The sequence below is a fragment of the Variovorax ureilyticus genome (genome assembly GCF_037889935.1).
Taxonomy (GTDB): domain Bacteria; phylum Pseudomonadota; class Gammaproteobacteria; order Burkholderiales; family Burkholderiaceae_C; genus Variovorax; species Variovorax ureilyticus.
Genome location: NZ_JBBKZU010000011.1, coordinates 1 through 25,946 on the forward strand (window position 1 = coordinate 1; position 25,946 = coordinate 25,946).

The following is a 25,946-nucleotide window of genomic DNA, read 5'->3' on the forward strand; positions in this document are numbered from 1 at the left end:
CGCGCGCCTGGCGATCGCCGCGGAGGCCTGACAGATCAATAATGCAACCCTCGTCCTGCCTGGAGGAATTTGAGTGTCCACGGGTGGGGGAGTTTGAAGTGTCGATCGGGGGCGACAGCGAGAAGCGGCCCACCGGTGCGAACTGCTTCTGCTGCCAGCGCAGGTTGTCTTCCATCAACGGGTTATTGATGAGAAAGGGCGCCGAGACCAGCAGCGTGTACCCGTCCGCCGGCGCATGAGCGACGAACTCGGCCGCGATGTTGCCGGCTGCCCCCGGTCGCGCCTCGACCACCATGGGCTGGCCCAGCTCAGCGGCCATGCGCTGCGTCACGGCGCGGGTCTGCACGTCGACTACGCCGCCTGCGGCATACGGAACGATCACGCGAATCGGCTTGGTGGGATAGGACTCCTGGCCCTGTGCGGGGCCGAACGCGAATGCGGACGCGGCGGCGAGGAGTGCGGGAAGGAAGAACCTGGTCACTGTGGCGTCTCCAGCAGAGGTTGGACTTCGGAACGGATCGGATGATGCGCCTCACCTGTCATGACAGGTGATAGGGATTTCACCTAAGCTGTTATGATAGGTCGATCGGCGATGATTCGCAGTACCGACTCATTCTTTCGCCCACGCCACCATGGAAGCCAAAGCCCCGACCGCCTCATTGCCGCTGTTTGCACAAGTCGAGTCGGCGCTGCGCCAACGGATTCTGGAAAACTGCCTGGCCGCAGGCGACAAGCTGCCGTCGGAGCTGGAGCTGGAGCGCGAGTTCGGCGTGAGCCGCATCACGGTCCGGCAGGCGCTCTCGGCGTTGCATGCGGGTGGCTTCATCCAGAAGATCAACGGCAAGGGCAGCTTCGTCACCCGGCCGAACGAACTGCCGCGTCTGGGCGGGCTCACCGGCTTCTATGAGCACATGCGGGCGCAGGGACGCAAGGCGCACGGGCGAACGCTGTCGGTGCGGCAGGTGGCCGCTCCGGCGGCAGCGGTTGAGGCATTGGGAATCGAGCCCGGTACGGTGCTGACCGCGGTGACCACGCTGCGCTTCGTGGACGACCGGCCGCTCGCTGTCGGCGTCACCTACGGCCCGACTGATCTCATCCAGGCGCTTCAGCTCGAAGACACTGAGGCCAACGACGTGATGACGCTACTCGAAGCGCGCCTGGGATTCCGGCTTCGCTCGACACACATCGAGACCAGTGCGATGCGTGCCGGTAAGACGCGCGCTCGTCAGTTGGGCATCGGCGAAGACGAACCGGTCCTGCGCATCCGCTTTACGCCGCACGACGTGATGGACCGGCCCCTTTGCTATTCGGAGCTGTATTTCCGGGGCGATTCCTTCAGCTACAAGGCAGTCATCAAGCGGTAGTTGTACCCGTGGGCTAGGCCGCAGAGGCACCGCCTTGTTTGCCCTTTGAACAAAGCAATCCGGCGCCTGTCCGCGTGGAAACCCACAAGCTTCGACGAATGCCGAGTACCGTTTCGCAGTGAATGTCTACCTGTAGGCTGGGGCTGCTTGAGAGCGGAGACCTGCCGTTCACGCTGGTCAGAAGAAGTCTTCAGCGTGCCCGTAGCGGAATTCCAAGCTGCGCTGGAAGCGGTCATTGGCCGACCGGGACGCTGTTGAGCGGAAGAAGCGTCCCTTTCCGACTACGTGCTCAGTCGGCCTTGATATTTCCGGCCTTAATGACGCCGGCCCACTTGGCGGTCTCGGACTTCACGAACGCAGCAAAGTCCTTCGAACTGGAGCCAACGCCCTGGACTCCCATCTCCGCGAAGCGACTTGCTACCGCAGGGCTGGCCACAACGGCACGGGTCTCCGCCTCCAGACGGTGGAGAATGGGACGCGGCGTACCCGCGGGCGCAAACAGGCCGTTCCATTCGTTCACCTCGAATCCCTTGACATCGCTCTCGGCGACAGTCGGAACCTGCGACCAAGTTTCAAGTCGCTTGGCCGATGTGATGGCCAGCGGCTTGAGCTTGCCGCTTTTCACAAAATTGCCGCTCGCGGTGGTCGCGCTGAACATGAGGTCGACCTGACCACCAATCAGGTCCGTCAGCGCCGGCGCACCTCCCTTGTAGGGGATGTGCGTCATGGAAATCTTCTCGCTCTGGGAAAACAGTTCGGCCGCAAGGTGTTGCGCACCACCGCTGCCGGCCGACGCAAAAGTCAACTTGCCTGGCTTCTCTTTGGCGGCCTTCACGACGTCGGCGACGCTGGCATACGGAGAGCCTGTGGGAACGACCATGAGAAGAGGAACTTGCATGATGAGCGACACCGGTGCGAGGTCCTTCGCCGGGTCATAGTTGAGCTTCGGAAAGAGGCTCGGATTGACCGTGTAGGACGTCGCGTCCAGCAGGAGCGTGTAGCCATCGGCAGGCGCTTTCGCGACGTAAGAGGCTCCAATCGTGCCGCTCCCGCCCGGACGGTTGTCGACGATGATTTGCTGCTTCAGCCGCTCGCCAAGATACTGCGCCAGGATGCGAGCGGTGGTGTCCGCAGCACCGCCTGCAGGGTAGGGCACCACCAGCTTGACGGCCTTGTCCGGCCATTCGGCGTGCGCTGCGCCCATGCCAAGTGCCATCATGGCTGCGGTCAGAACGGGCTTCATCCATTGATTCATTTCTTGTCTCCAGTGAAAAGGTGATGGGTTCGGCAATGGCTTCCCGATGCGGGCTATTGAGCCGCAGAGAGCCATTCCGGTTGACCGGCGTCAAACAGTCGCAATCGGTGTGGCGGGCGAGCCCACGGCGCCGGGTAATCGCAGTGGTGGCGCCGTCAGAAGGAAGCGGGAGCGGCCATGCTCACGCAGCCACCTCGCCAGCGGCGTGAGATGCCACAACTCACCAAGGTGAATGCCGTTCTTGAACAGGCAATGCTCATGAAGGGGTAGCCGCGGACCGCGAATCGGAGTTGGCTGCATCAGGCGGGGCACGACCAGTTCGACGGCCGGGTTGTCTGCCAGGAGGCACGCAAGGCGGACATCGACAATCCAGTTCAGCAGCCTGGCGTCGTTGCCATCCAGTCCGCTACCCGTCTCGTGAAGCCGCTTGAGGTCGGGTTGGCGATTCATCGCGAGCAGCGTGTCGGCGAAGCCGGTATGGATGCACACCATGTCCCCGGCTTCGATTTCCACACGGTCGTCTTCGAGGATGCGCATGAGCCGGTCGTAGCCGACGACTTCGCGGCGGCGTCCGATGTGATGCTCCAGGTCGACCATCACGCCGCGCCCCTGGACACCATGCTCCGCCAGGTTTTCGATGCCCAATGCCTGCGCACGAGGAGACGGAAAGCGCATCCATTCCGCAGGCGCCTTCTCGTCCTCCTTGGACGAGCGAATCTCCACGCCAGCTCGAAAGCCGTTGTAGAAGACGGCCTCGGGCTGGCCATCGCCGTCCGCATCGAAACGGCTGCCCATATGAGCGAGGCTGTCCCATTGCGTCGAGTACTGCGTGTTCATGACGAGCACTTCGTCACAGACCACATCCGTCAGCGTCGCGTCCTCATCCAGGTAGGACCAGCAGAACCCCTGTGCGCCGGCGCTCTTGCCGTCGCGAAGGGTCGAGAAGGTCTGCGCCGGCATGCGGCGGGGATTCAATGTCATTCCGCCTGGCACGTCCAGGGGCAAGGACAGGCAGAACGTCTTGCCCAGCTTCACCTCGACAACGCCCTGCAGGACCTTCGTGCTGTCGACTAGATTCATGCGCCCGCGCTGGTCATCCGTGCCGAACTCACCCCAGCTGCTCCCTTCCGGGGCATGTTTCCATCGCTGCATGGCGCGCTCCTTATGCTGCTTCAGCCTGCTTTGCCAGCACGGCCAGGGCGTTCCTGGCGGCCAACTCACCCATGTTGATGTAGGCGTCCGACGTCACCGACCCGACGTGAGGGCTCAACACGAAGCCACTTTGGGATTGGAACGGATGACCAGGCGCCATGGGCTCCCCGGCAAAACTGTCCAAGCCCGCCGCGCGGACATGGCCTTTGCTGACCGCATCCAGAAGAGCCTTCTCATCAATCAATCCGCCACGTGCGGTGTTCACGATGATGACGCCCGGCTTGCAGCGTGCGAGGGTCGTCGCATTCAACAGCCCCTCGTTGGCGTCGGTGAGGGGGCAATGCAGCGAGATGACATCGGACTGACCGAACAACTGGTCCAGGTCGACCAACGTCACGTTGTCCGGCACCGATTGCGCAAAGGGGTCAAAAGCGACGATTCGCATTCCAAAGCCTTCTGCTATGCGCGCGAAGCGTCGACCGATGGCTCCCAACCCTACGATACCGACCGTGCGGCCGGAGAGTTCCAAGCTCGAGTGAGCGGCCTTGTCCCAGTAGCCGGCGTGCATCCGTGCGTCGACAGCGGGGATCGACTTGGCACAAGCCAGAAGCAAGGCAAACGCATGCTCGGCGACTGCGTTGGCGTTGGCGCCGACTGCTGCCACGACTTCAATACCGCGCTCTTTTGCCGCAATCTTGTCGATGTTGTCGGTGCCGGACCCGTGCTTGGAGATGACCCGCAGGGCCGGCGCGGCGTCCATGGCATCCGCGCCCACCTTGCCGTAGCGCACGACCATGGCCACGGGGTTGTGGTGCTTGCAGAGGGCGACGATGTCCTCGGGTGTGGGCGTCTTGCCCGTGTAGACCAGTTCGTAGCCTTGCAGGAGTGCGACAGCGCTTGGCGCAATCGCTTCTGCCGTGATGACGATGGTGCTCACAGGCTTTCCCCTTCCTTGAGCACGCCCGCCGCGCGCAACGCCGATGCGAGCCACTTGGCATTGGTGTCGCCGCCCTTGATGGCTTCGATCCGTGCTGCCTCGTCCTTGACCTTCTTGGCCGCAGGTGGAATCAGGCCTTCGATCTTCTCCCGTTCGACCACCACGACGCCGTCCGCATCGCCGATGACGAAGTCGCCTGCGTGCACCATGACCCCGCCCACGGAGACGGGATGGCCGATACGGCCGGGGACCATCTTGGTCGGACCGTTGGGGTTGGTTCCTACGGAGAAGACGGGGAAGTCCATCTCCTCGATTTCCAGGCTGTCGCGCGCCGCGCCATCGATGACGACGCCGGCGATCCCGAGCTTCTTGCAGGCGGTCATCATGATGGTTCCCATCAGCGCCGCCGTCTGGTCTCCCTTGCCATCGATGACGAGCACGTCGCCAGGCTTTGCCATGGCCATCGCCGCATGAATCATGAGGTTGTCGCCGGGACGCACCTCCACCGTGAGGGCCGTGCCAGCGAGTTTCATGTTCGGACGCAGGGCCTTGATGCGCCCGTGCATCGCGCCGCGCCGTCCGGCGACATCCGCCAGGATGGCAGGCTGAAAGGTCGACGCTTCCTTCACGATGTTCGCGGGTACGCGGTCGAAGTCACGGATGATGTCGGGTACGTTGCTCATGGTTCAGATTCCAAAAAGAAGGGTGAGGTTGGCCCCGACCCTGCACACGCAGGGTCGTCTCGGGAGGGAAAGAAGAAGGTCAGTCGACCTTCGCGCCGGATTCCTTGACGACCTTGGCCCAGCGGCCCGTCTCGTCCCGCACCAGGGCGGCAAATTGCTCGGGGGTTCCGCCTAGTACGTCGGCACCCTGCTCGGTGAGCTTCTTCTTGACGTCGGGTGTCTCGAGTGCCTTGTTGAACGCGGCGTTGAGCTTGCCGACAGCGTCCTTGGACACACCGGCAGGCGCGGCGATGCCGAACCATGTCACTGCCTCAAAGCCCTTGTACCCAGCCTCCGCCACGGTCGGAACGTTCGGCAAGTCAGCAGAACGCTTGACAGAGGTCACGGCGAGGGCGCGCATCTTCCCGTTCTTGATGTGGCCGCTCAGCGTGACAACCGACGAGATGTACATCTGAATCTGGCCGCCGATCAGGTCAGTGACTCCCTGCGACGCGCCCTTGTAAGGGACGTGCGTCAACTTGACGTTGGCGATGCGCTGGAGTTGCTCGGTCGCCAGGTGAGCGACTGTGCCGCTTCCGGAACTCGCGTAGTTGATGCCTTCGGGATTCGCCTTGGCCGCGTTCATGAGGTCCGCGAGCGTCTTGTAGGGCGAGTTGCTGGCCACCGCGATGACCAATGGGGCACTGGCGACGAGACCAACCGGGGTCAAGTCCTTCTGCGGGTTGTAAGGCAGCTTGGCATACAGCGAAGGATTGATGGCCATGTTCGACGTCTGCCCCATCACGAGCGTGTAGCCGTCAGGGGCCGCCTTGGCAGCTGCATCCATGCCGATGTTCCCGCCAGACCCAGGCTTGTTGTCGATGATGATGGTCCAGCCCTGCTGCGTTGTGACCGTAGTGGCCACTTCCCGAGCAATCAGGTCAGGGCCTCCGCCCGGAGGAAACGGAACAATGAGCTTGATGGGGCGAGCCGGATATGTCTCTGCTGCGACTGCCCCTGAGGTAAGGGCAAGGGCCAGCATGCTGGCGGTGATGGCAAGGGTGCCTAGCGCGCAAACGTTACGGAACGAGTTCAACTTGATGTCTCCGGAGTTGTGTGTGCGTTCAAAAGCGCACCTCTATGGAGTTCAAGTATTCGCTGGCCGCTCCTTTAGGTCCAATCGAACTTTTCTTGGAATCGATAAATTTGACTTTGCCTATTCGGCAGGCAGCCGGGCGTGCTTGGCCAGTAGTGCAATCAGTCGCTGGGCGGCCGGCGAGAGGTAGCCGCTTTCCCGGAACGTCACCACCATGCGACGCCGCATCGTGGTGCCGCGCAGTTTCACCTCGCGCAACCTCGCCCCCGAACTGCCCTCCTGCAAATGCAGGCGAGAGATGAAGCTCAACAGGCCCGTCTCGCCAATCAACGTGGGCAGCATCAGCAGCATCGTGCTTTCCACCTGGACGACGGGACGCGGCAGGTGATGCCGGTCGAAGGTTTGGTCCAGCCAGTCGCGGATGGGGGCTCCTTGCGGCTGCAAGACCCACTTGTAGTCCGTGAGGTCCCGGAGCGTGACCTTTGTTTTCGAGAACAACTCATGGCTCGCGATAGCGGCCACGACAATCTGGTCCTCTGCCAACAGGCGAGTGGTGAAGCCCGGTTCGCTCGGGCCTTCCGTGCCGACGAGAAGGTCGATGTCGCCGCTACGCAGAAGCGGGGCAAGGACGTCGCCCAACGCCACCGTCGTTCGCACCGTCACTCCAGGCGCTTCCTTTAGCAGGTCCCGCGCCGCCGGTGGCAACAGGAACTGCGCCGCGGTGGGGACGATTCCAAGTTTGACGTGGCCGGTGAGCCCTTGACCGATGTCGCCGATCTCGCGGCGAGCACTTTCGACGTCGAATCGGGTCCGCTGGGCCCACTTCAGGAGCGCTCGCCCCGCAATAGTCAGTCGGATGCCGCGTCCAGTCTTTTCGAACAGTGTGGCGCCATATGCTTCCTCCAGGCGCCGTACGCAGCTCGTCAGGGCTGGTTGGGTCTTGTGCAGGCGTTCCGCCGCGCGCCCCATGTGCTCGAGTTCGGCAATGACTTCGAAGTACCTCAAATCGCGCAAGTCCACACGCGTTCCCTTTCAGCTGGGTCTGTGTTGCGATGGCGAGTCGCGCTCTAAGCGCGGACGATTGCCATGCGGCTGGCGGGTGGCTGCCTAGCCTACGGGAAAGTCTAGCCGCGACGTAGGCTTCCCACTTCGACAGGCCGCGGCCGCACATGCGTGTCCCGAATCCGGCTCGTCAATGGGCAAGATCGTTCTGGAGGTTTGCAGGGACGCGTAGTGCGCCATGCGGGCGTCAGCGAAAGGGGCGATAGGACTGCACTGGCGCCACAAAGCAATCACGATGCTCGAACGCCGCTTTGAGTGGATCGTCCAACTCCGCCCATGTCGGCTCTGCACGATAGGGGTGGGCCAATGGGGCAGGGCAGATCTGCAGCTTCGTGCCCTTTGCGGACAGGCACTCCTCGAACGCGGCCCCGCCGAATTGCTTCGCTTCACTTAAGCGAACTCGAACAGCCGGCCCCAGCCGCGGATGCCGCGGGTGTCCACCTCGAGTGACCGCAACATGCCCCACACCGTCGTGCTCACCGTGTCCAGCAGAGTGAAGCCGTACTCGGCCTCGGCCCGTCGGGCCAGAGGGGCGGCGCGCAGGTTGGTGCAGTAGGTCACCACGCCCTGCGGGTCGCCTTCACGCGCAGCATCGCCCATCATCTCGCAGAGCCGCTGCTGCTCAACCAGCGCGAAGTCGTGGTTCACCGTGATGCCCAGGTGCCGCTCCGCGACCACCTGCACGCCGATGGCCTCGTAGTTCGATGCGCCCCTGCACGTCGCCGGTATAGGGCGACACCAGTGCGACACGACGGAGGCCCATGCGCTCGATCAAGGTGTTGAGCGCTAGGACGGCGGTGGGGGCGCGCATGCCAGTGCGTTCGGCGATGCGCTCGCAAAGCTGCAAGTCGACGTCGAAACCGCGCCAGCCGGCGGCGGGCCGCTCCAGCCGATCACATCCACCTTGGCATCGGCCCGCAGTTCGGCCGCGGCCAGGATCTTGCTGTCGTCGAACTGGCCAGGCCTGTTCCGACAGCGAGATCTCCTTGACCGTGAGGCGCGAGAAGTGGGCGCTGCAGCCGGGAACTCCTGGCGCCAGGGGGACTTGAGCGGCTCGAGCGCGGTGTTGGAGGAGGGCGTCAGCACGCCGGAGGCGAACGGGGTGGGTCATTGTTGAAAGGTCTCTGGTGTCAACGAGGCGATCTTGAGTGATTGATCTACTAAATGTCGACATAAATGTCGACAGCGGAAGAGCTCATAGTTATTCGTGATTTCAGTCGTTTTGGGGAGCTGTAAAAGCGCCTCAAGATCATTTTTTGGCGTAGGTGTAATCCATGATGTCAACATAAATGTTGACAATCAAAATCTGACCGAAGCCAATCTGCTGGTGGTCGGAAAGCCGGCTGCAGCCAGGGCCCAAGAGCCACCACACAACACAACCTTGCGGCGCCGCAAGCGCGCCCTCATTTCCCGGAGACACGCCATGGAAGCTCGGATGACGGTTGCGGCCGCAGCCACGGATCAACCCGCTGCACCCACCAAGGTGCGCTGGAAGATCTTCTTGATGATGTTGATGCTCATCTCGATCAACTACATCGACCGAGCCTCGCTCTCGGTGGCAATGCCGCTGATCGCCAAGGAATTCGACATCGGTCCGGCGATCCAGGGCCTGCTGCTGTCTTCCTTCTTCTGGACCTACGCCTTCATGCAGATCCCAGGCGGCATGCTGGCTGACCGCTTCGGCCCGCGCGGCGTGATCGTCGGCGCCACCGTCGGTTGGGGCTTCTTCCAGGCCATTGCAGCGCTGTGCACCGGCTGGGTGCCGCTGCTGGTCACCCGCCTGGGCCTGGGCGCCGCCGAGGCGCCCATCTACCCTGCGGGCGGCAAGCTCAACGCGATCTGGATGACGCAGAACGAGCGCGGCCGCGGCGCTACGCTGCTGGACGGAGGTGCGCCCCTGGGTGCTGCCCTGGGCGCGCTAGTGATCGCCGGCCTGATCTCCCACTTCGAATCCTGGCGCACCTCTTTCGTGGTGGCCGGCGTGGGCACCATGGTCGCCGGCTTCTTCGCTTGGTGGTACATCCGCAACCATCCGCGCCAGCATCCCCGTGTGAACGAGGCCGAGGCCGCCTACATCGAAGCGGCCCACGCCGCCGACTTGGCAGCCGAACCGGCCAACGCCAGCGGTCGCGTGCTGGACTTCTTCAAGTACCGCTCGGTCTGGGGAATGTTTTTCGGTTGGATGTGCTTCAACGCGCTGTTCTATGGTCTTCTGACCTGGATGCCCACCTACCTGTCGAAGGTTCACGGCCTGGACATCAAGGAGATGGGCGGCGCGGTGTTCATCATGTTCTTCTCCGGGTTCGTCGGCGAAATGGTGGGTGGCTGGATTGCCGACAAGTGGCGCGCCTCCGGTGCTTCGCAGGCGAAGGTTTTGCGCACGCTCTTTGCCATTGCCTCGGTGGTTGCCACCATCGCGATCTACAACGTGGCTCGCTTCAAGGACCCGGTCACCGTGGTCGTGCTTCTGTCGGTCACGCTGTTCTTCCTGCGCTGGTGCGGCCTGTTCTGGGTGGTGCCTTCGCTGCTGGGCACCCGCAATCGCGTGGGCTTCCTGGGCGGCACCATGAACCTGGGCGGCAACTGCGCCGGCATCGGCGTGCCGATCCTGGTGGGCGTCATCGTGCAGGCCACCGGCTCCTACGACCTGGCGATGATGCTCTTCGCCGCCGCCGGCGCGGGCTTGTTCATCTGCTCCACGCTGCTTATCGACTACGGCAAGAAGCTGCCGGTCTGAACACCTCAAAGGAGATCGCCATGAAAGCTGCTGCACGTCGTCCGCTAGCCGCGGCCTGCGCCACCGCCCTCGCCTCCGTCCTGGCTGCCTGCGCCGCACAGGGCGACGGCAACTCCGCCGCGCCGCCATCGGCCGCCGCCTCGGGCCTGGCCCAAGCAGTTGCCGACTTTCCCTCGGCAACGCCCGAGGCCCTGGGCGTCGACTCGGCGCAGCTGGTGCGCATGTCCGAGTGGATCCGCAAGGACAAGCTCGACGTGCGCAGCCTGCTGGTCGTGAAGGATGGCAAGCTGGTCTTCGAGCGCTACAGCAACGGCCTGACACGCGAGCACAACTACGAGCTGTACTCGGTCACCAAGACCATCACGGCACTGACCTTCGGTGTCCTGGAGGGCGAGGGCAGGATCGCCGTCGGCGACAAGGCCGCCGCCTGGATCGGCCGTGCGCACCCTGAGTTCACAGGCCAGCTGGCCGACAAGAAGGACATCAGCCTGGGCAACCTCATGGCGATGTCCAGCGGCCTGCTCTACAAGCAGGTCGAGGGTTCCGATCCGCTTTACTTCCAGGCACCCAATCGTCTGCAGGTGGCACTGGGCACCACGCCGCGCATTCCGCCGGCCACGCGCTTCGAGTACACCGATGCCAACCCGGTGCTGGTGGGAGCATCCATTGCCGTGGCCTCGGGCCAGCGCGAGGACGCCTACGCCGAGCAGCGCCTGTTCAAGCCGCTGGGCATGCGCAACTACAAGTGGACCGGCGCCGACCAGACCGGCACCGTGTCGGGCGGCTGGGGCCTGCGGCTGCGCGCCGTCGACATGGCCAAGCTGGGCCAGCTAATGCTCGACGACGGGCGCTGGCAGGGCCAGCAGGTCGTGCCGGCCGCCTGGATCCGCCGCATGTCCACGCCGCAGGCCGGCGCGACCGCGCGGGACTATGGCTACTACACGTGGATCAATCACATCGTCGAGTCGGAACCCGAGTTCGGCGCCATGGGCTTCAAGGGCCAGTTCATCACCGTGCTGCCCGAGGAGAAGGCCGTGGTCGTCATGACCGCAATCCTGCCCACCGACGGCGGACTGCGTACCGGCACCTACCTGAACATGTACCGGCGCATGGTCAACGACTACATCCTGCCTTCCATGCAGACGCTGCCGCGTCCGCAGCCCAGCGTGGCGGCGCAGCAGGCGCTGGAGAAGGAACTCGCGCTGGCCAGCCAGAGCCGCGGCGTGCCGGGCACCGATCTGGCCTTCAACGACGGGCCGGAGCGCTGAGCCGCTGCGCGCCGTCGAGCCCTCATCCGATCACTTCCTGGAATCGAGAACCATGACCAAAACACTCCTCACTCGCAGTTCATGCGCCCTGTCGCTATGCCTCACGGTGGTGTCCGCCGCCGTGCCGGCGATTGCGCAAGCCACGGACTTGCCCATCGCCTCGCCCGAGAGCGTGGGCGTGGATTCGCGTCCGCTTGTGCAATTGTCCGAGACGATCCGCAATGAGAACCTCGACGTGCGCAGCTTCCTGGTCGTCAAGGACGGCCAGCTGATCTACGAGCGTTACGCCAAGGGCCTCACGCGCGACCACAACTACGAGCTGTACTCGATCACCAAGAACGTCACGGCGCTGGCTGCCGGTGCGCTGATCGATGAGGGCAAGAGCCGCCTCGACGAGAAGGTGGCGCCCATCCTCGCCAAGGCCCGGCCCGACTTGAAGGATGCGCTGGCGGACAAGCAGGCCATCGAGCTGCGGCATGTGATGTCGATGTCCACCGGCCTCGTCTACAACTTCAAACCTACCGACGACCCGATCTACTACGGTGCGCCCGACCGACTCAAACTGGCCGCGGAAACTACGCCCACAGTCGCGCCCGGCACCGCCTTCGACTACACCGATGTCAACCCCATCCTGGCCAGTGCCACCCTGGGCGCCGACGCCGGTATGCCGCTGCCGGACTACGTCAGGTCGCACTTCTTTGAGCCCATGGGAATGACGCACTACGGGTGGGAGCGCGCTGACGATAAGGGCCTGGTCTCCTCCGGCTGGGGTCTGCGCCTGCGTGCTGTGGACATGGCTAAGCTGGGCATGCTGGTGCTGCACGGCGGCCGCTGGGACGGTCGCCAGCTGGTCTCGCAGGCCTGGGTGCGCACGATGACTGCGCCATCATCGGCGCCCTGGTACGGTATGTACTGGTGGATCAACGACATCGTGGCGACCGAGCCCGAGACCCATGCCATGGGCTTCAAGGGCCAGTTCATCGTCAGCCTTCCCGAGCGCAATGCCGTCGTGGTCATGACCAGCATGCTGCCCATTGAAGGTGGCCTGCGCGAGTCGCAGAACGTGCTGGCCATCCGCAGGATGGTGAAGGACTTCGTCCTGCCTGCGCTCGACAACAAGGCGCATGCCGTGCCCAGCGCGGCGCGTAGCAAGGCCCTCGCGCAGGAACTGCAGTTGGCGGCACAGCACCAAGGTAAGCCCGCTGCGCCGGCCGACCCCACCGACACCCCAAGACTCTGAGTTCCCATGAGCAACAATCCATTCGACCTGGTCGTGCGCAACGCGCGCGTGGCGACCGCCAGTGACACCTTCGATTCCGACATCGGCATTCGCGGCGGCCGCATCGTGCAACTGGGCCTGGACCTGCCGTCCGGCACGCGGGAGATCGACGCCGCGGGCCGAGTGGTCACACCCGGCGGCGTGGACGCCCACTGCCACCTCGACCAGCCCATGGCGCCGCCCGCGCGCATGGCCGATGACTTCGACAGCGGCACCCGCAGCGCGGCCTGCGGCGGCACCACCACGGTGATTCCCTTCGCCGCCCAGGAGAAGGGCCAGTCGCTGCGTGCCGCGGTGCGGGACTACCACCAGCGTGCCGAAGGCAAGGCCCATGTGGACCACGCCTTCCACCTCATCGTGAGCGACCCCACGCCGCAGGTACTGTCCGAGGAACTGCCCGCGCTGATTCGCGAGGGCTACACCTCGTTCAAGATCTACATGACCTACGACGACCTCAAGCTCGACGACGGGCAGATCCTGGACGTGCTGGAAGTCGCGCGTCGCCACGACGCCATGGCCATGATCCACGCAGAGAACTCCGACTGCATCGAGTGGCTCACCAAGCGCCTGGAATCGGCCGGTCGCACCGCGCCACGCTTTCATGCACATTCGCGGCCAATGCTGGTGGAGCGCGAGGCTGCCCACCGCGTTATCTCGCTGGCCGAGTTGGTGGACGTACCCATCCTCATCGTGCACGTCTCGGGTCGCGAGGCGGTGGAGCAGATCCGCTGGGCGCGCGCGCACGGCTTGAACGTGTTTGCCGAGACCTGCCCGCAATACCTGTTCCTCACTGCGGAAGATCTGGGCATCGACGACGACTACCGCGGTGCCAAGTGTGTGTGCAGCCCGCCGCCGCGCAACAAGGCCAACCAGGAAGTGATATGGAACGGCCTGGCCGACGGCCTGTTCACCGTGTTCAGCTCCGACCATGCGCCCTTCAAGTACGACGCACCTGAAGGCAAGAAGCCTGGCGGCGAAGAAGTGGCCTTCCGCCACATCCCCAACGGCATCCCGGGGCTGGAGACACGGCTTTCGCTGCTCTACACGCACGGCGTGTTGCAGGGGCGCATCACGCTCAACCGCTTCGTCGAGCTCACCTCCACGAATCCGGCCAAGGCCAACGGCCTGCATCCGCGCAAGGGCACCATCGCGGTGGGTGCCGACGCCGATCTGGTCATCTGGCAGGAAGGCCAGCGCACCATCCGCAACGCCGACCTGCACCACGATGTGGACTACACGCCCTACGAAGGCATCGAGGTGCAAGCCTGGCCGGCCTATACGCTGTCGCGCGGCGAGGTGGTGTGGGACGGCGAATTCCACCCGCGCGCCGGGCGCGGCGAGTTCCTGCGCCGCGGCCGCCCGACGCTGCTGCCCAAACAAGCCGCCTAGCGAGCCCGCACAAGGAGTGAACGCAAGATGAACCTTCTGCTGATCAACCCCAACATCTCGCAGAGCGTGAGCGACCTGATCGAGGCCGAGGCGCGCCGCGCCGCGGCGCCGAGCACCGAGGTGACGGTATTGACCGCTCCCTTCGGCGTGGCTTACATCGACCCGCCTTGAATCGCTCATCGGCGCCTACGCCACCGCGCAGTTGGCCGGCGAGCCTGCCCATGGCTTCGACGCCGTGGTGGTGGCCGCCTTCGGCGATCGAGGCATCGATGGGCTGCGCGAGGCATTGGACATCCCGGTGGTGGGCCTGACCGAGGCCGCGCTGATCAGTGCGTGCCTGCTGGGCAGGCGCTTCTCCATCGTCGCAATCTCGCGGCGCATCACCGCCTGGTATCGTGAAGTAGTGCAGGCCAAAGGCCTTGAAGGCCGACTGGCGAGCATCCGCTGCCTGGATACGCGCCTGCGCAGCATCGGCGCGGTGCAGGCGGACTACGGCGAGACGCTTCGCGCGTTGTGCAAGTCCGCCATCGACGAGGACGGGGCTGACGTGATCGTCATTGCCGGCGCACCGTTGGCAGGGCTGGGGCGCTCCATCAAGGAACAGATCCATGAGCGGCTCCTGGCGCGCGACTCGGGCCGTTGATGGGGCGGGCCCGAGCTTCTGTGCCCCTTCGGACGGCTCGATAATCCAGCCATGGCATCCAGCAACAAGCCCGGCAAGAAGGCGGCTTCGCCCAAGCGCGAACTCAGCGTCGACGAGATCGTCGAGAACATCTCCAACGCCATCCTGGAACATCGGCTGGTGCCCGGCACCAAGCTTGGAGAGGACCGACTGGCCGCAATCTACGGCACCAATCGCCCGCGGATCCGCGAGGTGCTGGCGCGCCTGTCGCACGAGCAAGTGGTGGAACTGGTTCCCCAGCGCGGCGCGTTCGTTGCCAAGCCTACGGTGGAGCAGGCGCGCAACGTGTTCGAGGCCCGGCGCCTGATCGAGCCCGGGGTGCTGGAGCGGCTCACGCAGAACTTCGACGAGGACAAGCTCCGCGGCCTGCTGGAACACTTGGGTCGCGAGCAAGAAGCCCGTCGGACCAACGACAAGCATGCGGTGGTGCGGCTGTCAGGCGAGTTTCACACCCTGCTGGCGGAATTGGCGGGCAACTCCCTGCTGGCGCGCTCCATGAAGGAGTTGTCCACGCTCACCTGCCTGACCATCTCGCTGTACGACGCACCCACTGCCAACAGCTGCCGGGTCGACGAGCACAGCGCCATCGTCGAGGCGATACGCGCGGGCGACCTGCCTCTCGCGCGCAAGCTGATGCTGCGTCATCTGCAGCACATCGAGGACAGCCTGGACCTCAACAGCGAGAGCGAGGAAGTGGACCTCGAGTCGGTCCTGGGCTGACCGCAGCCTTCTGGATGACCTGCCGGTTCGGCTGGGTGCGCAGCGCGGCCCTGCAGGCGAAGACGGGATCGCGGCGTAAAGCGTCCTTCTGGAGGGGAGGATGGATGGGCGGGTCCGTGCCCTGAGCGGCTGTAGCTGGTGATCTTGGTCGCCCAATGAGCGGTCGTTCGAGCACGACCGACACCCGTGCGATGGCAGTGCGACGGACGCTAGGTCGTTCTCAGGTCGGCAGCCAAGCTTCTGACGCTTCGTTGAAGTCGTACTTGTCCCCGGCCTGAACCAGTAGGTACCTGCAAGTGACCGAGCCAGCGCGCAGGCGATGCACGATGCCGGCCTCGATCGTGCAGTGTTCGCCAGGTTGGAGCGATTGCTCGCGACAAGTTCGGCCCTCTGTGTTCGCCGCCTCGAAAACGACCACGCCTTCGAGGCAAAAGCAAAAATCAGTGATCCTCGAGTGAGAGTGCCACTTGACCGTCTGACCGACCTCCACCACGAACTCGCGTGCTTGAACCTTCGGCCCACTGGTCAGCAGCCGAACCGAGCTCACCGCATGCTTCGGGGATGTGTGAGCACCGCTCAGTTCAGAGGCGCGCGTCACAGGACTGTTCCTTTTCGCTGTCTCGAATAGACACCTGCATGCGAGCTATGCAGCAGCAGACTGCTCTGCTCGCCAATGTGGTGAAGTCTCATTTGAGTGAACACGCCAGCAGCCTCAGCTCCGAAGATTATCCCCAGGACCGTGTAGTTCGCGCAGGAACTTCACCATTGCGTTCGATACGTCATCCGCGCGCTCCTGCTGCGTCCAGTGACCACATCCCGGCAAGATGATGGTCTGTGACAGCTGGGGTACGAAGTTCTTCAGATTCGCGATGAGCTGGTCCATGCCCCTGAATGCGACAACCAAGTCGCGGTCGCCGGCCATGTACAGCGCTGGTACTGTCACCTTGGCGCCATGGAACGGCGACAGGAGCTCCCAATTGCGATCGATGTTGCGATACCAGTTGAGTCCTCCTCGAAACCCGGTTCGCGCGAATTCCCCGGCGTAGAAGTCGATGTCGTCTTTCGTCAACCACTTCGGTAGCGGAAGTGGGCTCATGGCGTTGCGAAGGAAGCCGCCGCCCCGAGGCACCATCCCGACCGGCGCATTCGGATCGCGGCGCGGCGCATCGCCGGACGCGCCGAAGAGCATTGCGTGGACCGTCAGTCGTGGGTCACGCTCAAATTCGGTCTCGGCAACACCTGGGGCCTGAAAGTAGAGTTGATAGAAGACGGCCTCGTCGGTTTGGGGCATGAGCGTTGTCGGCGCAACCGGTCCGCGCGGCCGGTAGGGCACGCTCAGGCCAATGACACCTCGGAAAACGTCGGGCCGCAGGAGTGCGGCATGCCAGGCAACCGGTGCTCCCCAGTCGTGTCCTGCGATCACAGCCTGCTTGTCGCCGAGGGCTTCGACCAGCCCGACAACGTCGCCGACCAGGTGCAGCAGGGTGTACCCGTCGATCGCCTGGGGCGCGTCGGACCCGCCATAGCCGCGCATGTCGGGTGCAACGGCATGAAAGCCCGCGTCCGCCAGCGCCTTCAACTGATGTCGCCACGAGTACCAGGATTCCGGAAAGCCATGGCACAGGAGCACCGTCGGGCCACTGCCCTGCTCGGCGATGTGCATCCGGATGCCATTGGTCTGGACGGTGCGGTGGGTGGGGCCGCTCATGACGACATCTCCTGCAAGACGCGCTGCACGAGCGCTGGTTCGCGGTACACGGTGTTGGGTTTGAGCAGGTGCTGGACCTGGATCGTTAACTTGTGGACATCCGGATCCTTGGCTGCCAACCGCGTCAGTGCCTGCGCGAACTGCAATGTCGCCGCAAAGTTGACGGGGCGCTCGCCGCGTGTTGCGGGGTACACCAGGTCCGGCACCGCCGCCATCGCCCATGGCGTCTCGATCACCCCCTGCGCCCCCGCGAAGAAGCGTTGGGCCAACGTGCCATCGGCCAGGTCCGCTTCTTGTGCCTTGGCGAGCAGCTGCGACAACAGGAGCGCCTCTTGCGACGCCACGCTCATGCCCTGTCCGTAGATCGGATTGAAGCGGCAAATGGCGTCGGCGAGCGGGATGAGGCTGCCGGGAAATCGGCCCAGGCGCTCGAAATGCCGCCGCACGCTGGCTGGGAAAGCCCACTGCCTGATCTCGCCGGACAATTCGGCGTCGCACAGCGCTTCATGCAGGGTGGGCCTTCTCAACTCGCGCAAGAAGCGCATGAAGCCTGCGCGCTCATTCGGGGGCTTGTCGTCGAACCGGGTGCCGAGCGTCACGATCCACTGCCGGTGCTCCATTGGAAGCAGGAGGGCGCCCCGTGTTTCGTGCGGCGCGTTAGGGAAGTGAAACACACCAAGCCAATCGTCGCTGCAGGACTGCGGCATTGCGAACACTGCGCTGGCGTAGTGAATGTCTACACCGATTGAGGTCTCCTCCGGCAGCGGTTCGCCAAGCGTGGCCAACAGGTCGAGGGTCGGCACGGCACGACCAGTGGCGTCGACAATCAGGGCTGCATCCAAGATCTGCGGCGGCGCGCCGGCGGCCTCGAAGGACACCGTGCGCACTCGCCCATCCCGTGCAACAAGCGCATTGACGCGGCACCGGGAACGCAGTTCGACATTCGGCAGGCCTCGGACACGCTGACGCAGCACCGATTCCATCAGCGGGCGCGACATGGCGTGCGACACCCAGCCGAGGTCGCGTCGCGGGAACGGGTCGAAGCCCGGGCGTTCATACTGAACATCCAATCCGACCCTGAGAGGCACCGCACCGGCTGCGCGCAGATCACCGGTGAATCCAGGCAGCAGTTCGTTCAGCGCGCCTTCGCCACCGGCCAGCAGGGCGTGGACGTGTCGCGACTGCGGTGTGCCGTCGCGATGCGCGACGCCGTCGGGCAGCACGTCGCGCTCGAGGACGACCACTCGGTCGAAAAAAGGTGCGAGGGCCGCGGCCGCTGCCAATCCACCAACGCCGGCGCCAAGGACGGCAGCGGTATCACCGAGACGTGTCGTCATACGGGCACTCCTCCAAAGAGGACCGATCCGATCAGTCTGCTCCGATCAGCCACGTTCAACACTCAGGTCGTGCCGCATTCAAGCCGCGCCGTTGTCCGCGGGCGGCATCCGCCATCGCTCTCACCACCCCTTCGGCGCTGGATAAGTCTAGCAATGACTGCGCCGGTCAGGTATCCACTGAATTGGGTAGAGCGCCTTACAGCACATGGTTCGCGCAGCTGGCATCAAGCCGTGCCGGATCTGCAGCGGGTTCTGATCCTCATGTAATTCCGCACCAGCGCCGGTGATGTCCTCAGCCCGGGATCGTGCCCGGCAGCAGGATGCTCCGATCCACGTTGCGGATGTCGGTGTGGCCGCAAAAGGCCATCGTGACATCGAGTTCCTTGTGGATGATCTCGAGCGCCTTGGTGACGCCTGCCTGGCCCATCGCGCCGAGGCCATAGAGAAAGGCGCGGCCGATCATCGTGCCCTTGGCTCCGAGTGCCAGGGCCTTGAGCACGTCCTGCCCCGAGCGCACGCCGCTATCGAGCCACACTTCGATCGGATGCGACCGTGTGGCTTCGACAATGCCCGGCAGCGCCTCGATGGTCGAGGGCGCGCCGTCGAGCTGGCGCCCGCCGTGGTTGCTGACGATCAGCGCATCGGCGCCGCTTGCGGCCGCAAGACGCGCATCCTCTGCGTCCATGATGCCCTTGAGGACGAGCTTGCCGCCCCAGCGCTTCTTGATTCGCTCGACATCGGCCCAGCTCAATGCGGGATCGAACTGCTCCGCGGTCCATGAACTGAGCGAAGACAGGTCACCTACGCCCTTGGCGTGGCCCACGATGTTGCCGAAGGTGCGGCGCCGGGTGCCCAGCATTCCCATGCACCAGCCCGGCTTGGTTGCCAGGTTGATCAGGTTGGCAAGCGTCGGCTTGGGCGGAGCCGACAGGCCGTTCTTCAGATCCTTGTGACGCTGCCCCAGCACCTGCAGGTCGAGGGTGAGCACCAGGGCCGAGCAGCGGGCGGCCTGGGCGCGATCGATCAGCCGGTCGACGAAATCCTTGTCACGCATCACGTAGAGCTGAAACCAGAACGGCGCCGTGGTGTGGGCGGCCACGTCCTCGATCGAGCAGATGCTCATGGTCGAGAGCGAGAACGGAACGCCGAACTGCTCGGCCGCCCGCGCCGCGAGGATCTCGCCGTCGGCATGCTGCATGCCCGTGAACCCGGTCGGCGCGATGGCCACCGGCATGGCCACGTCCTGCCCGATCATGGTGCTGCGTGTGCTGCGGCCTTCCATGTTCACGGCCACGCGCTGGCGCAGCTTGATCTTCCGGAAGTCGCTTTCGTTGGCCCGGTAGGTGCTCTCGGTCCAGGAGCCGGAATCGGCATAGTCGTAGAACATGCGCGGGACGCGGCGCTGCGCGAGCACGCGCAGGTCTTCGATGGTCGTGATGACGGTCATGGCGGATGTCTCCCGGTTCAGCGGATCACCATCAGGGTGAAGGGCCACACGTAGGCCTGCAGGGTCACAAAGATGCCGACCAGGCAGGCCAGTGCGATGGAATGGAAAAACACGTAGCGCAGGATGTCGCCCTCGTGGTTGAACCAGCGCGTGGCGGTGGAGGCGACCACGATCGATTGCGCATCGATCATCTTGCCCATCACGCCGCCCGAACTGTTGGCTGCACCCATGAGGTTGGGCGACAGGCCCAGCTGCTCGGCCGCGACCTTCTGCATGCCGCCGAAGAGCACATTGCTCGCGGTGTCGGAGCCGGTCATGGCCACACCGATCCAGCCCATCAGCGTGCCGAAGAACGGATAGAGCACGCCGGTGTTCGCGAAGGCCAGCCCGAGCGTGGTGTCGGTGCCCGAGTAGCGCGTGAGCGTGCCGAGCGCAAGCATCAGCACGATCGTCAGCAGCGAATAGCGCACCAGCCAGAGCGTGCGGAAGAAGGTGCGCACGATGTCCAGCGGCGAGTACTTCATGAAGAGTGCGCCGACGACGGCCGCCAGCAGGATGCCGGTGCCGGTGGCCGACAGCAGGTTGAGCACGTAGACGGCGGCTTCCGGATGCGGCGTGGGCACCACCGGCGGCATCTTCTGGATCATGTTGTGCAGCCCGGCCATCGGGAACGAGGGCGCGAAGATGCCGTTCAGCGCGGTCTTGACCGAGGGCAGCCCCCAGACGAAGACGAACACGGACAGGATCAGCCACGGAGTCCAGGCGCGAACCAGCGCCCCCCGGCTATGGGTCACTACGGGTGCCGGCGGCTTCGCCTCGGCGGCGCTGGCGTCGTGGCCGCGAAGCGAAGGCGAAGTCCAGATCTTCCTGGGCTGCCACACGCGCAGGAAGAGAACCAACGACACCATCGAGACGATGGCGGCGATGATGTCCACCAGCTCGGGACCGATGAAGTTGGACACCAGGTACTGCGGGATCGCGAACGAGAGGCCCGTCACGAGGATCGCCGGCCAGATTTCCATCATCGCCTTGCGGCCCGCGAAGGCCCAGATCAGCCAGAACGGCACCAGCAGCGAGAAGAAGGGGAGCTGGCGGCCGATCATCGCGGTGACTTCCATCAGGTCGTAGCCGTGCACCTTGGCCAGCGTGATGACCGGCGTGCCGAGCGCGCCGAAGGCGACCGGAGCCGTGTTGGCAATCAGGCTCAGGCCCGAGGCCGCCAGCGGCGAGAAGCCCAGCCCGATCAGGATGCCAGCCGTGACGGCGACCGGCGTGCCGAAGCCCGCTGCGCCTTCGAAGAACGCACCGAAGCAGAAGGCGATCAGCAGCAACTGAATGCGGCGATCCTCGGTGATGCCCGAGAGCGAGTCCTGCAGCACCTTGAAGCTGCCGTTCTGTTCGGCCAGTTGCTGCAGGAAGATGATGTTCAGCACGATCCAGCCGATCGGCAGCAGGCCGGTGAAGCCGCCGAACAGCGCCGCGCGGCCGGCCATGTCGGCCGGCATGCCGTAGGCGAACACGGCCACCACGAGGGCGGCGATCAGGCCCAGGCCGGCGGCGATGTGCGCCTTGATGTGGAAGAAGCCGAGGCACGCCAGCATCACGACCACCGGGATCGCGGCCAGCGCGGTCGAGATGATCATGTTGCCGAAGGGGTCGTAGATTTGCTGCCAGGTCATGGCTCGTTGTCTCCGGTGTCGTTGTTCGGGAGTGCCGCAGGCCGTCGGCCGGTCGCGGCAGCACGTGGCACCGAACTGTAGGAACGCCGGTCCTGGACCGGCGTGAAAAGCGCTGGGCCGTTGCGTGAAGCTTTTTCAAACGGCGTCAGCGCCGCGTCAAGATCGACCTCAGTCGCGCAATGCCTGGCGCAGCCATTCGACGAAGGCCGCGCATTCCCAGCGCTCCAGCGTGCCCGGCTTCCAGCACAGGAAGTAGTCGTGCGGCGAACGCACGCTCCTGCGCGAAAGGCGCACGAGCCGTCCGCTGTCGAGCCAGGCCTGGCCCAGTTTGAGCCGCATCAAGGCCACGCCGAAGCCGGCGACGGCGGCGTCGAGCACCAGGCCGAGGTCGTTGAACTGGTCGCCCGCGCGAGGCTCCGCCTGCGTGATGTCGCAGGCCCTGAACCAAGTGCGCCAGGGCTCCAGTGGTGTGCGGATGAGCCGTGCGCGCGAGACGGCTTCTGTGGTCTCGAAGCTGTCGAAGGGGCCTGCCTCGTTCAGATAGTCCGGGCTGCAGACCGGGGACACCTCGTCCGACAGCAGGTGCATGGACTCGCGGTCGGTAAAGGGCCCGGTGCCGAACCGCAACTCGATGTCGGACTCTTCGGCGGTCAGGTTCAGCACCGGAATGGCCACTTGCAGGCTCAGCTCGATCTCGGGATAGGCATGGCGAAACAGCGCCAGTCGCGGTAGCAGCAACTGGCGAGAGAAGGTGGGCGTGACCGCCACGCGCAGCCGGACCGTGCCGGACGCTTCACCCTGGCTGGGCACCTGCTGCAGTGCGGCCAAGGCCTCGCGAACGCGCGCCAGGTAGGCGGCGCCGTCGGGGCTCAGGCTGAAATCGTTACGCGCGAAAAGCTTCACGCCGAGCTGCGTTTCGAGCTGGCGGATGCGGTGGCTCACCGCGCTCGGCGTCACGCTGAGTTCTTCGGACGCGAGTGTCACGCTGCGCAGGCGCGACACCGCCTCGAAGGCCAACAGGCCTTGAATGGGCGGGATGCGTGGCGGGGGCATGGCAGTCGAGCGCTGGAAAGCCGCATTGTGAAGCCTCTCCATCCACATCGTGGATTCAAGGGCGGCTCAGGGACAGAGTGACGCAATATGTCAACGTGAGGAGAGTGGCTTCCACGCGAGATAGCAGCCAGACAGAACTGGGAGCCGAGCCATCTCCATGATTGGACAGTCGACTGCCGTTGTGCAGTCGTCCTTCGGAAGAGCAGGGCGAATCTGCGGCTTCGTGCCCATGGCGCCTCAGCGTGATTGCGGACGCGAGAGCGTGCCGATCGCGCGCCCATGCTTCAAAGCGCCTGGTCCGCGGTTGGAGCCGGTGGGTGACCGGCCTCAATGAATCGCCGATGGGGATCGATAGCAAACGATGCAACGATGGGCGCCACTGTCTCCAGATCCTCGAACGCACGATCGGAAATAGAGCCTGCTTGGAGATCGAAATGGCACAGCACGCCCCACGGCTGGCCACTTGGCGACACCAGGGCGGTTCCATGGTAGGAGAAGATCACATGCTCGTAGGCATGGCCAACGAGCCGCGGGTCCTTCGATGAATCATCCGTGCGGAAGGGACTTCCGGGCTTGACGAACTGCGCGAGGCTCCTGTCCAGAGGGAGTACAGACAGGAATGACGGCCGACGTTTGCCCAAGGCGTCATGAAAGCAAACGCTCTTCACCAGGCGCCCGGCGTACCGGTGGACCGCGGTGTAGCGTAGTGGAACTGCGTCGTTCAAAAATGCGAGCACCCCTGGAAGACCTTGCTCCCGCAAGATTTGAGAAATAAGGCTCTTCACCTGAGTGGAGTCCATGAGGAGATTCTGTGTCTCGTCTGGCGGCAGCGCAAGCAGCGCTAGCACAGCCTAGGACGTGAACAGATCCGGCAGGGGAGGGCGCCCGGCCGAAAGCGCAAACCCTGTCTCGGAAGTGGAAGGCCGCCGCCGAAAGACGACGCCACGCGCCAAAGCCCCGAGGGCGCCACGAACGGTTGGCGGACCAGGACCGGAGGTCTCGGATTCAACTCAAGCGTCAGCATAAGGGGCAGTAGTCGGCGCCCTCAGTCAGTTCCGGCCTGCACGATGATTCCGCGCGCTCTCCCCTGACTATTCGGATGACCACGCTTTGGTGGCGAAGCCTGCTCGGCAACGCACCCTTGGCGTAGGTCATGAAAAGCGTGGTTGCGTATCGAAGCGCTCGCGGCGCTAGCCACGGGCAGCACCCCGGACCAGATGAGGCCGGTCCCGCAGGCGCCAAGAGAGATCTATTACAGCAGCGCTGCCGCGGCGGCGTGCGCATCCGGCACCACGTCGTAGGTATAGAGGCGCTTGCGGAATTCGGCGTGCGCGGCGATCTCCGCGTCACGGACACGGAGATCGACGTCGGTCGAGTCGAGACGCAGTCCATTCTGTCGAGCACCAAGCTGAATCTCCGCCACGCGCTTGCGACGCAGTCGCTCGTAGGCAAGCAGCGACGCCGGTACTCTCGACGTGTCCACCTGGCCCAGAATCGTCGCGAGCGCCATGCCGTCCTCGATGGACTGGTTGGCCCCCTGACCCAGATGCGGCAACATCGGATGTGCCGCGTCGCCGAGCAGCGTCAACCGGCCCTTGGTCCAGGTCGGTAGCGGCTCACGGTCGTAGAGTGCCCAGCGAAATGTCTTGTCGACTTGCTGCAGCACATCGGCGATGCGCGGGTCCCAACCTTCGAACTCGCTGCGCAGCACCGCTGGATCACCGGGCGCGGACCATGATTCCTTCATCTCCTCATCGGCCGGCACGAAACCGACGTAGTTCACCATCGTTCCGTGACGAACAGGGAAGACCAGGAAATGCCTGGATGGACCGGCCCACATTTGCCAACGATCCATCGGCCAGTTCGGAAGGCGCTCGCGCGAGACCAGACCTCGATATGAAGCGGTGCCGTGGAAGACGGGCTTCGAGGGCGGAAAGACGTAGGAACGCAGTTCGGAATGTATGCCGTCAGCGCCAACGACAACGTCAGCCTCGGCGGTGGCGCCGTTGGCAAACTCGACGCGGGCTGCGTTGTCGGTCTGCTCGAAGCCGATAGCACGATGGCCGGTATGGACGATCCCGGCGGGCAGGTTGGCAGCGAGGAGCTCGACGAAGTCGGCACGGTGCATGCCATAGGTCGCGTTCCAGCCGGAGGTGTCCGACACCTGCACCGGGGCGATCGGCGTACCGTCGTGGCGAAAGTAGCAGGAGCCGGGACCGACTCGCGCACCCCATCTCTCGACGGCGGGCCCGAGGCCCACACGCTCCAAGTGACGCACCGCATTCGGTGTCACAAACACCCCAGCGCCGATCTCGCCCAGTGCGGACGCCTGTTCATAAACAGAAACGCGCATTCCCTGGCCGATCAGCGCATTGGCGGCAAACAAGCCGCCAATGCCGCCTCCGATGATCAGGACGTTCGGTCGAGATGCCATTCAACCCAATCGAAAATGATTCAACAGGGCATTGTGCGAGCGTGACGGGCAGCGGGCAACGGCAATTGACGATGAGTTCCCTTCTCGCTATGCAGGGGGAGCGCGACTGTGGTGGGTCGGGAGATCGCAAATGGCCGCTGTGATCCGGTAGCCTTGACCGTTTTGGGGCCCGGAATTGCCGTCAAAAAGCAGATCGGGGAATGCCGTTCTGCAGCGCGAACCGTCCTTCGGGAGGGCAGGGGAACTGCGGGTTGGTGCCCTTTGCGGTCTTGCCGTGGCGTGGAACCTTCGCATCGCGGCGGGAACCCCTCGGCGGGGCCTGAGCGTTGCTCGGTAGAGCTGATCGCGTCTATGGGGGAGGGGTGCGCAAGTCTCTGGACCGAGCCCGCGTCTATCGGCAGAAGCCTGCGTGCTCGGCAACATCGATGCGGCATCGCGTCTAGGTGCTTTCCCGGTGTGCGCTCTGGCGCAAACGCTTGTGCGCGCAGCCACAAGAGAAACGTCGACCCTGAACCTACTCTTGGTGCACGAACGAAGCAGTCATCACCGGAGCCCAACATGGTCACTACCGCAGCAGAGTCGGCATTGAGGATCCTCATCCCCAGACGCAATATTCATGGCTACCTGAGGTATGCGACGCGTGGGCTGATTCACCGGTCGATCGAGCAGATCCATCTCACGCGTT

The 25,946-nt window shown here is 64.4% G+C and carries 21 protein-coding genes and 2 pseudogenes; 7 read left to right on the plus strand and 16 right to left on the minus strand.

Annotated elements, in window-relative coordinates; translation table 11 throughout:
- The coding region (locus tag WKW77_RS22995) for a tripartite tricarboxylate transporter substrate-binding protein (protein WP_340359208.1) at window positions 1–481 on the minus strand (481 nt) is incomplete at its 3' end.
- Window positions 482–632: 151 nt separating this feature from the next.
- Here WKW77_RS22995 and WKW77_RS23000 point away from each other — a divergent pair.
- Window positions 633–1,364: a GntR family transcriptional regulator gene (locus tag WKW77_RS23000; RefSeq protein WP_340359209.1), complete on the plus strand. Its 732-nt coding sequence runs from the start codon at window positions 633–635 to the stop codon at window positions 1,362–1,364.
- A 289-nt stretch (window positions 1,365–1,653) separates the two neighbouring features.
- Here WKW77_RS23000 and WKW77_RS23005 read toward each other — a convergent pair whose 3' ends face one another.
- The 7 genes and pseudogenes from WKW77_RS23005 to WKW77_RS23035 form a co-directional block, all read right to left on the minus strand.
- A complete protein-coding gene (locus WKW77_RS23005) occupies window positions 1,654–2,619 on the minus strand; it encodes a tripartite tricarboxylate transporter substrate binding protein (RefSeq protein ID WP_340359210.1) in 966 nt (321 codons plus the stop codon).
- 90 nt (window positions 2,620–2,709) lie between these two features.
- Window positions 2,710–3,771 (minus strand): cyclase family protein, encoded by a 1,062-nt coding sequence (locus WKW77_RS23010; RefSeq protein WP_340359435.1) that lies wholly within the window; start codon window positions 3,769–3,771, stop codon window positions 2,710–2,712.
- Between the two features lie 10 nt (window positions 3,772–3,781).
- Entirely contained in the window at window positions 3,782–4,708 is a 927-nt protein-coding gene (locus WKW77_RS23015) for a hydroxyacid dehydrogenase (RefSeq protein WP_340359211.1), read from the minus strand.
- The gene (locus tag WKW77_RS23020; RefSeq protein WP_340359212.1) at window positions 4,705–5,391 is read right to left on the minus strand and encodes an RraA family protein; all 687 of its coding nucleotides are present in this window, start codon (window positions 5,389–5,391) and stop codon (window positions 4,705–4,707) included. The genes WKW77_RS23015 and WKW77_RS23020 overlap by 4 nt, the downstream gene beginning before the upstream one ends.
- Window positions 5,392–5,470: 79 nt before the next feature.
- Window positions 5,471–6,412, minus strand: coding sequence for a Bug family tripartite tricarboxylate transporter substrate binding protein (locus WKW77_RS23025; RefSeq protein WP_340359436.1), 942 nt, complete (start codon window positions 6,410–6,412; stop codon window positions 5,471–5,473).
- A gap of 174 nt (window positions 6,413–6,586) precedes the next feature.
- Window positions 6,587–7,486: a LysR family transcriptional regulator gene (locus WKW77_RS23030; RefSeq protein ID WP_340359213.1), complete on the minus strand. Its 900-nt coding sequence runs from the start codon at window positions 7,484–7,486 to the stop codon at window positions 6,587–6,589.
- Between the two features lie 432 nt (window positions 7,487–7,918).
- Window positions 7,919–8,639 (minus strand): annotated as a pseudogene (locus WKW77_RS23035) (maleate cis-trans isomerase family protein).
- A 312-nt stretch (window positions 8,640–8,951) separates the two neighbouring features.
- Here WKW77_RS23035 and WKW77_RS23040 point away from each other — a divergent pair.
- From WKW77_RS23040 to WKW77_RS23065, 6 genes and pseudogenes are all read left to right on the plus strand, one after another.
- Window positions 8,952–10,265 carry an MFS transporter gene (locus WKW77_RS23040; protein WP_340359214.1) on the plus strand — a complete coding sequence of 438 codons (1,314 nt, stop codon included), beginning with the start codon at window positions 8,952–8,954 and terminating at the stop codon, window positions 10,263–10,265.
- Window positions 10,266–10,285: 20 nt separating this feature from the next.
- Window positions 10,286–11,533, plus strand: coding sequence for a serine hydrolase domain-containing protein (locus tag WKW77_RS23045; protein WP_340359215.1), 1,248 nt, complete (start codon window positions 10,286–10,288; stop codon window positions 11,531–11,533).
- A gap of 52 nt (window positions 11,534–11,585) precedes the next feature.
- Entirely contained in the window at window positions 11,586–12,773 is a 1,188-nt protein-coding gene (locus WKW77_RS23050; RefSeq protein WP_340359216.1) for a serine hydrolase domain-containing protein, read from the plus strand.
- A gap of 6 nt (window positions 12,774–12,779) precedes the next feature.
- Window positions 12,780–14,201: a dihydropyrimidinase gene (gene hydA / locus WKW77_RS23055; RefSeq protein WP_340359217.1), complete on the plus strand. Its 1,422-nt coding sequence runs from the start codon at window positions 12,780–12,782 to the stop codon at window positions 14,199–14,201.
- A gap of 27 nt (window positions 14,202–14,228) precedes the next feature.
- Window positions 14,229–14,808: pseudogene (locus WKW77_RS23060) on the plus strand (aspartate/glutamate racemase family protein); the annotation flags it as partial.
- An 87-nt stretch (window positions 14,809–14,895) separates the two neighbouring features.
- Window positions 14,896–15,603, plus strand: coding sequence for a GntR family transcriptional regulator (locus WKW77_RS23065; protein WP_340359218.1), 708 nt, complete (start codon window positions 14,896–14,898; stop codon window positions 15,601–15,603).
- Between the two features lie 220 nt (window positions 15,604–15,823).
- Here WKW77_RS23065 and WKW77_RS23070 read toward each other — a convergent pair whose 3' ends face one another.
- From WKW77_RS23070 to WKW77_RS23105, 8 genes are all read right to left on the minus strand, one after another.
- Window positions 15,824–16,201, minus strand: a complete 378-nt coding sequence (locus WKW77_RS23070; RefSeq protein WP_340359219.1) for a cupin domain-containing protein — start codon at window positions 16,199–16,201, stop codon at window positions 15,824–15,826.
- A 114-nt stretch (window positions 16,202–16,315) separates the two neighbouring features.
- Window positions 16,316–17,311 carry an alpha/beta fold hydrolase gene (locus tag WKW77_RS23075; RefSeq protein WP_340359220.1) on the minus strand — a complete coding sequence of 332 codons (996 nt, stop codon included), beginning with the start codon at window positions 17,309–17,311 and terminating at the stop codon, window positions 16,316–16,318.
- Window positions 17,308–18,648 carry an FAD-dependent monooxygenase family protein gene (locus WKW77_RS23080; protein WP_340359221.1) on the minus strand — a complete coding sequence of 447 codons (1,341 nt, stop codon included), beginning with the start codon at window positions 18,646–18,648 and terminating at the stop codon, window positions 17,308–17,310. Before WKW77_RS23080 ends, WKW77_RS23075 begins: the two co-directional genes overlap by 4 nt.
- 292 nt (window positions 18,649–18,940) lie before the next feature.
- Complete coding sequence (locus WKW77_RS23085; protein ID WP_340359222.1) at window positions 18,941–20,095, minus strand: alpha-hydroxy acid oxidase; 1,155 nt, start codon at window positions 20,093–20,095, stop codon at window positions 18,941–18,943.
- Window positions 20,096–20,112: 17 nt separating this feature from the next.
- Complete coding sequence (locus tag WKW77_RS23090) at window positions 20,113–21,774, minus strand: L-lactate permease (RefSeq protein WP_340359223.1); 1,662 nt, start codon at window positions 21,772–21,774, stop codon at window positions 20,113–20,115.
- A gap of 168 nt (window positions 21,775–21,942) precedes the next feature.
- Window positions 21,943–22,827, minus strand: a complete 885-nt coding sequence (locus tag WKW77_RS23095; RefSeq protein ID WP_340359224.1) for a LysR substrate-binding domain-containing protein — start codon at window positions 22,825–22,827, stop codon at window positions 21,943–21,945.
- Window positions 22,828–23,111: 284 nt separating this feature from the next.
- The gene (locus WKW77_RS23100; protein WP_340359225.1) at window positions 23,112–23,627 is read right to left on the minus strand and encodes a hypothetical protein; all 516 of its coding nucleotides are present in this window, start codon (window positions 23,625–23,627) and stop codon (window positions 23,112–23,114) included.
- 452 nt (window positions 23,628–24,079) lie between these two features.
- Window positions 24,080–25,261: an FAD-dependent monooxygenase gene (locus WKW77_RS23105; protein WP_340359226.1), complete on the minus strand. Its 1,182-nt coding sequence runs from the start codon at window positions 25,259–25,261 to the stop codon at window positions 24,080–24,082.
- Between the last annotated feature and the right edge of the window lie 685 nt (window positions 25,262–25,946).

Coding starts and splice junctions, on each gene's coding strand:
- hydA (WP_340359217.1), top strand. CDS start 12,780: ATGAGCAACAATCCATTCGACCTGGTCGTGCGCAACGCGCGCGTGGCG.
- WKW77_RS23065 (WP_340359218.1), top strand. CDS start 14,896: ATGGCATCCAGCAACAAGCCCGGCAAGAAGGCGGCTTCGCCCAAGCGC.
- WKW77_RS23045 (WP_340359215.1), top strand. CDS start 10,286: ATGAAAGCTGCTGCACGTCGTCCGCTAGCCGCGGCCTGCGCCACCGCC.
- WKW77_RS23100 (WP_340359225.1), bottom strand. CDS start 23,627: ATGGACTCCACTCAGGTGAAGAGCCTTATTTCTCAAATCTTGCGGGAG.
- WKW77_RS23020 (WP_340359212.1), bottom strand. CDS start 5,391: ATGAGCAACGTACCCGACATCATCCGTGACTTCGACCGCGTACCCGCG.
- WKW77_RS23095 (WP_340359224.1), bottom strand. CDS start 22,827: ATGCCCCCGCCACGCATCCCGCCCATTCAAGGCCTGTTGGCCTTCGAG.
- WKW77_RS23105 (WP_340359226.1), bottom strand. CDS start 25,261: ATGGCATCTCGACCGAACGTCCTGATCATCGGAGGCGGCATTGGCGGC.
- WKW77_RS23085 (WP_340359222.1), bottom strand. CDS start 20,095: ATGACCGTCATCACGACCATCGAAGACCTGCGCGTGCTCGCGCAGCGC.
- WKW77_RS23025 (WP_340359436.1), bottom strand. CDS start 6,412: ATGCTGGCCCTTGCCCTTACCTCAGGGGCAGTCGCAGCAGAGACATAT.
- WKW77_RS23050 (WP_340359216.1), top strand. CDS start 11,586: ATGACCAAAACACTCCTCACTCGCAGTTCATGCGCCCTGTCGCTATGC.
- WKW77_RS23090 (WP_340359223.1), bottom strand. CDS start 21,774: ATGACCTGGCAGCAAATCTACGACCCCTTCGGCAACATGATCATCTCG.
- WKW77_RS23010 (WP_340359435.1), bottom strand. CDS start 3,771: ATGCAGCGATGGAAACATGCCCCGGAAGGGAGCAGCTGGGGTGAGTTC.
- WKW77_RS23080 (WP_340359221.1), bottom strand. CDS start 18,648: ATGACGACACGTCTCGGTGATACCGCTGCCGTCCTTGGCGCCGGCGTT.
- WKW77_RS23040 (WP_340359214.1), top strand. CDS start 8,952: ATGGAAGCTCGGATGACGGTTGCGGCCGCAGCCACGGATCAACCCGCT.
- WKW77_RS23005 (WP_340359210.1), bottom strand. CDS start 2,619: ATGAATCAATGGATGAAGCCCGTTCTGACCGCAGCCATGATGGCACTT.
- WKW77_RS23000 (WP_340359209.1), top strand. CDS start 633: ATGGAAGCCAAAGCCCCGACCGCCTCATTGCCGCTGTTTGCACAAGTC.
- WKW77_RS23075 (WP_340359220.1), bottom strand. CDS start 17,311: ATGAGCGGCCCCACCCACCGCACCGTCCAGACCAATGGCATCCGGATG.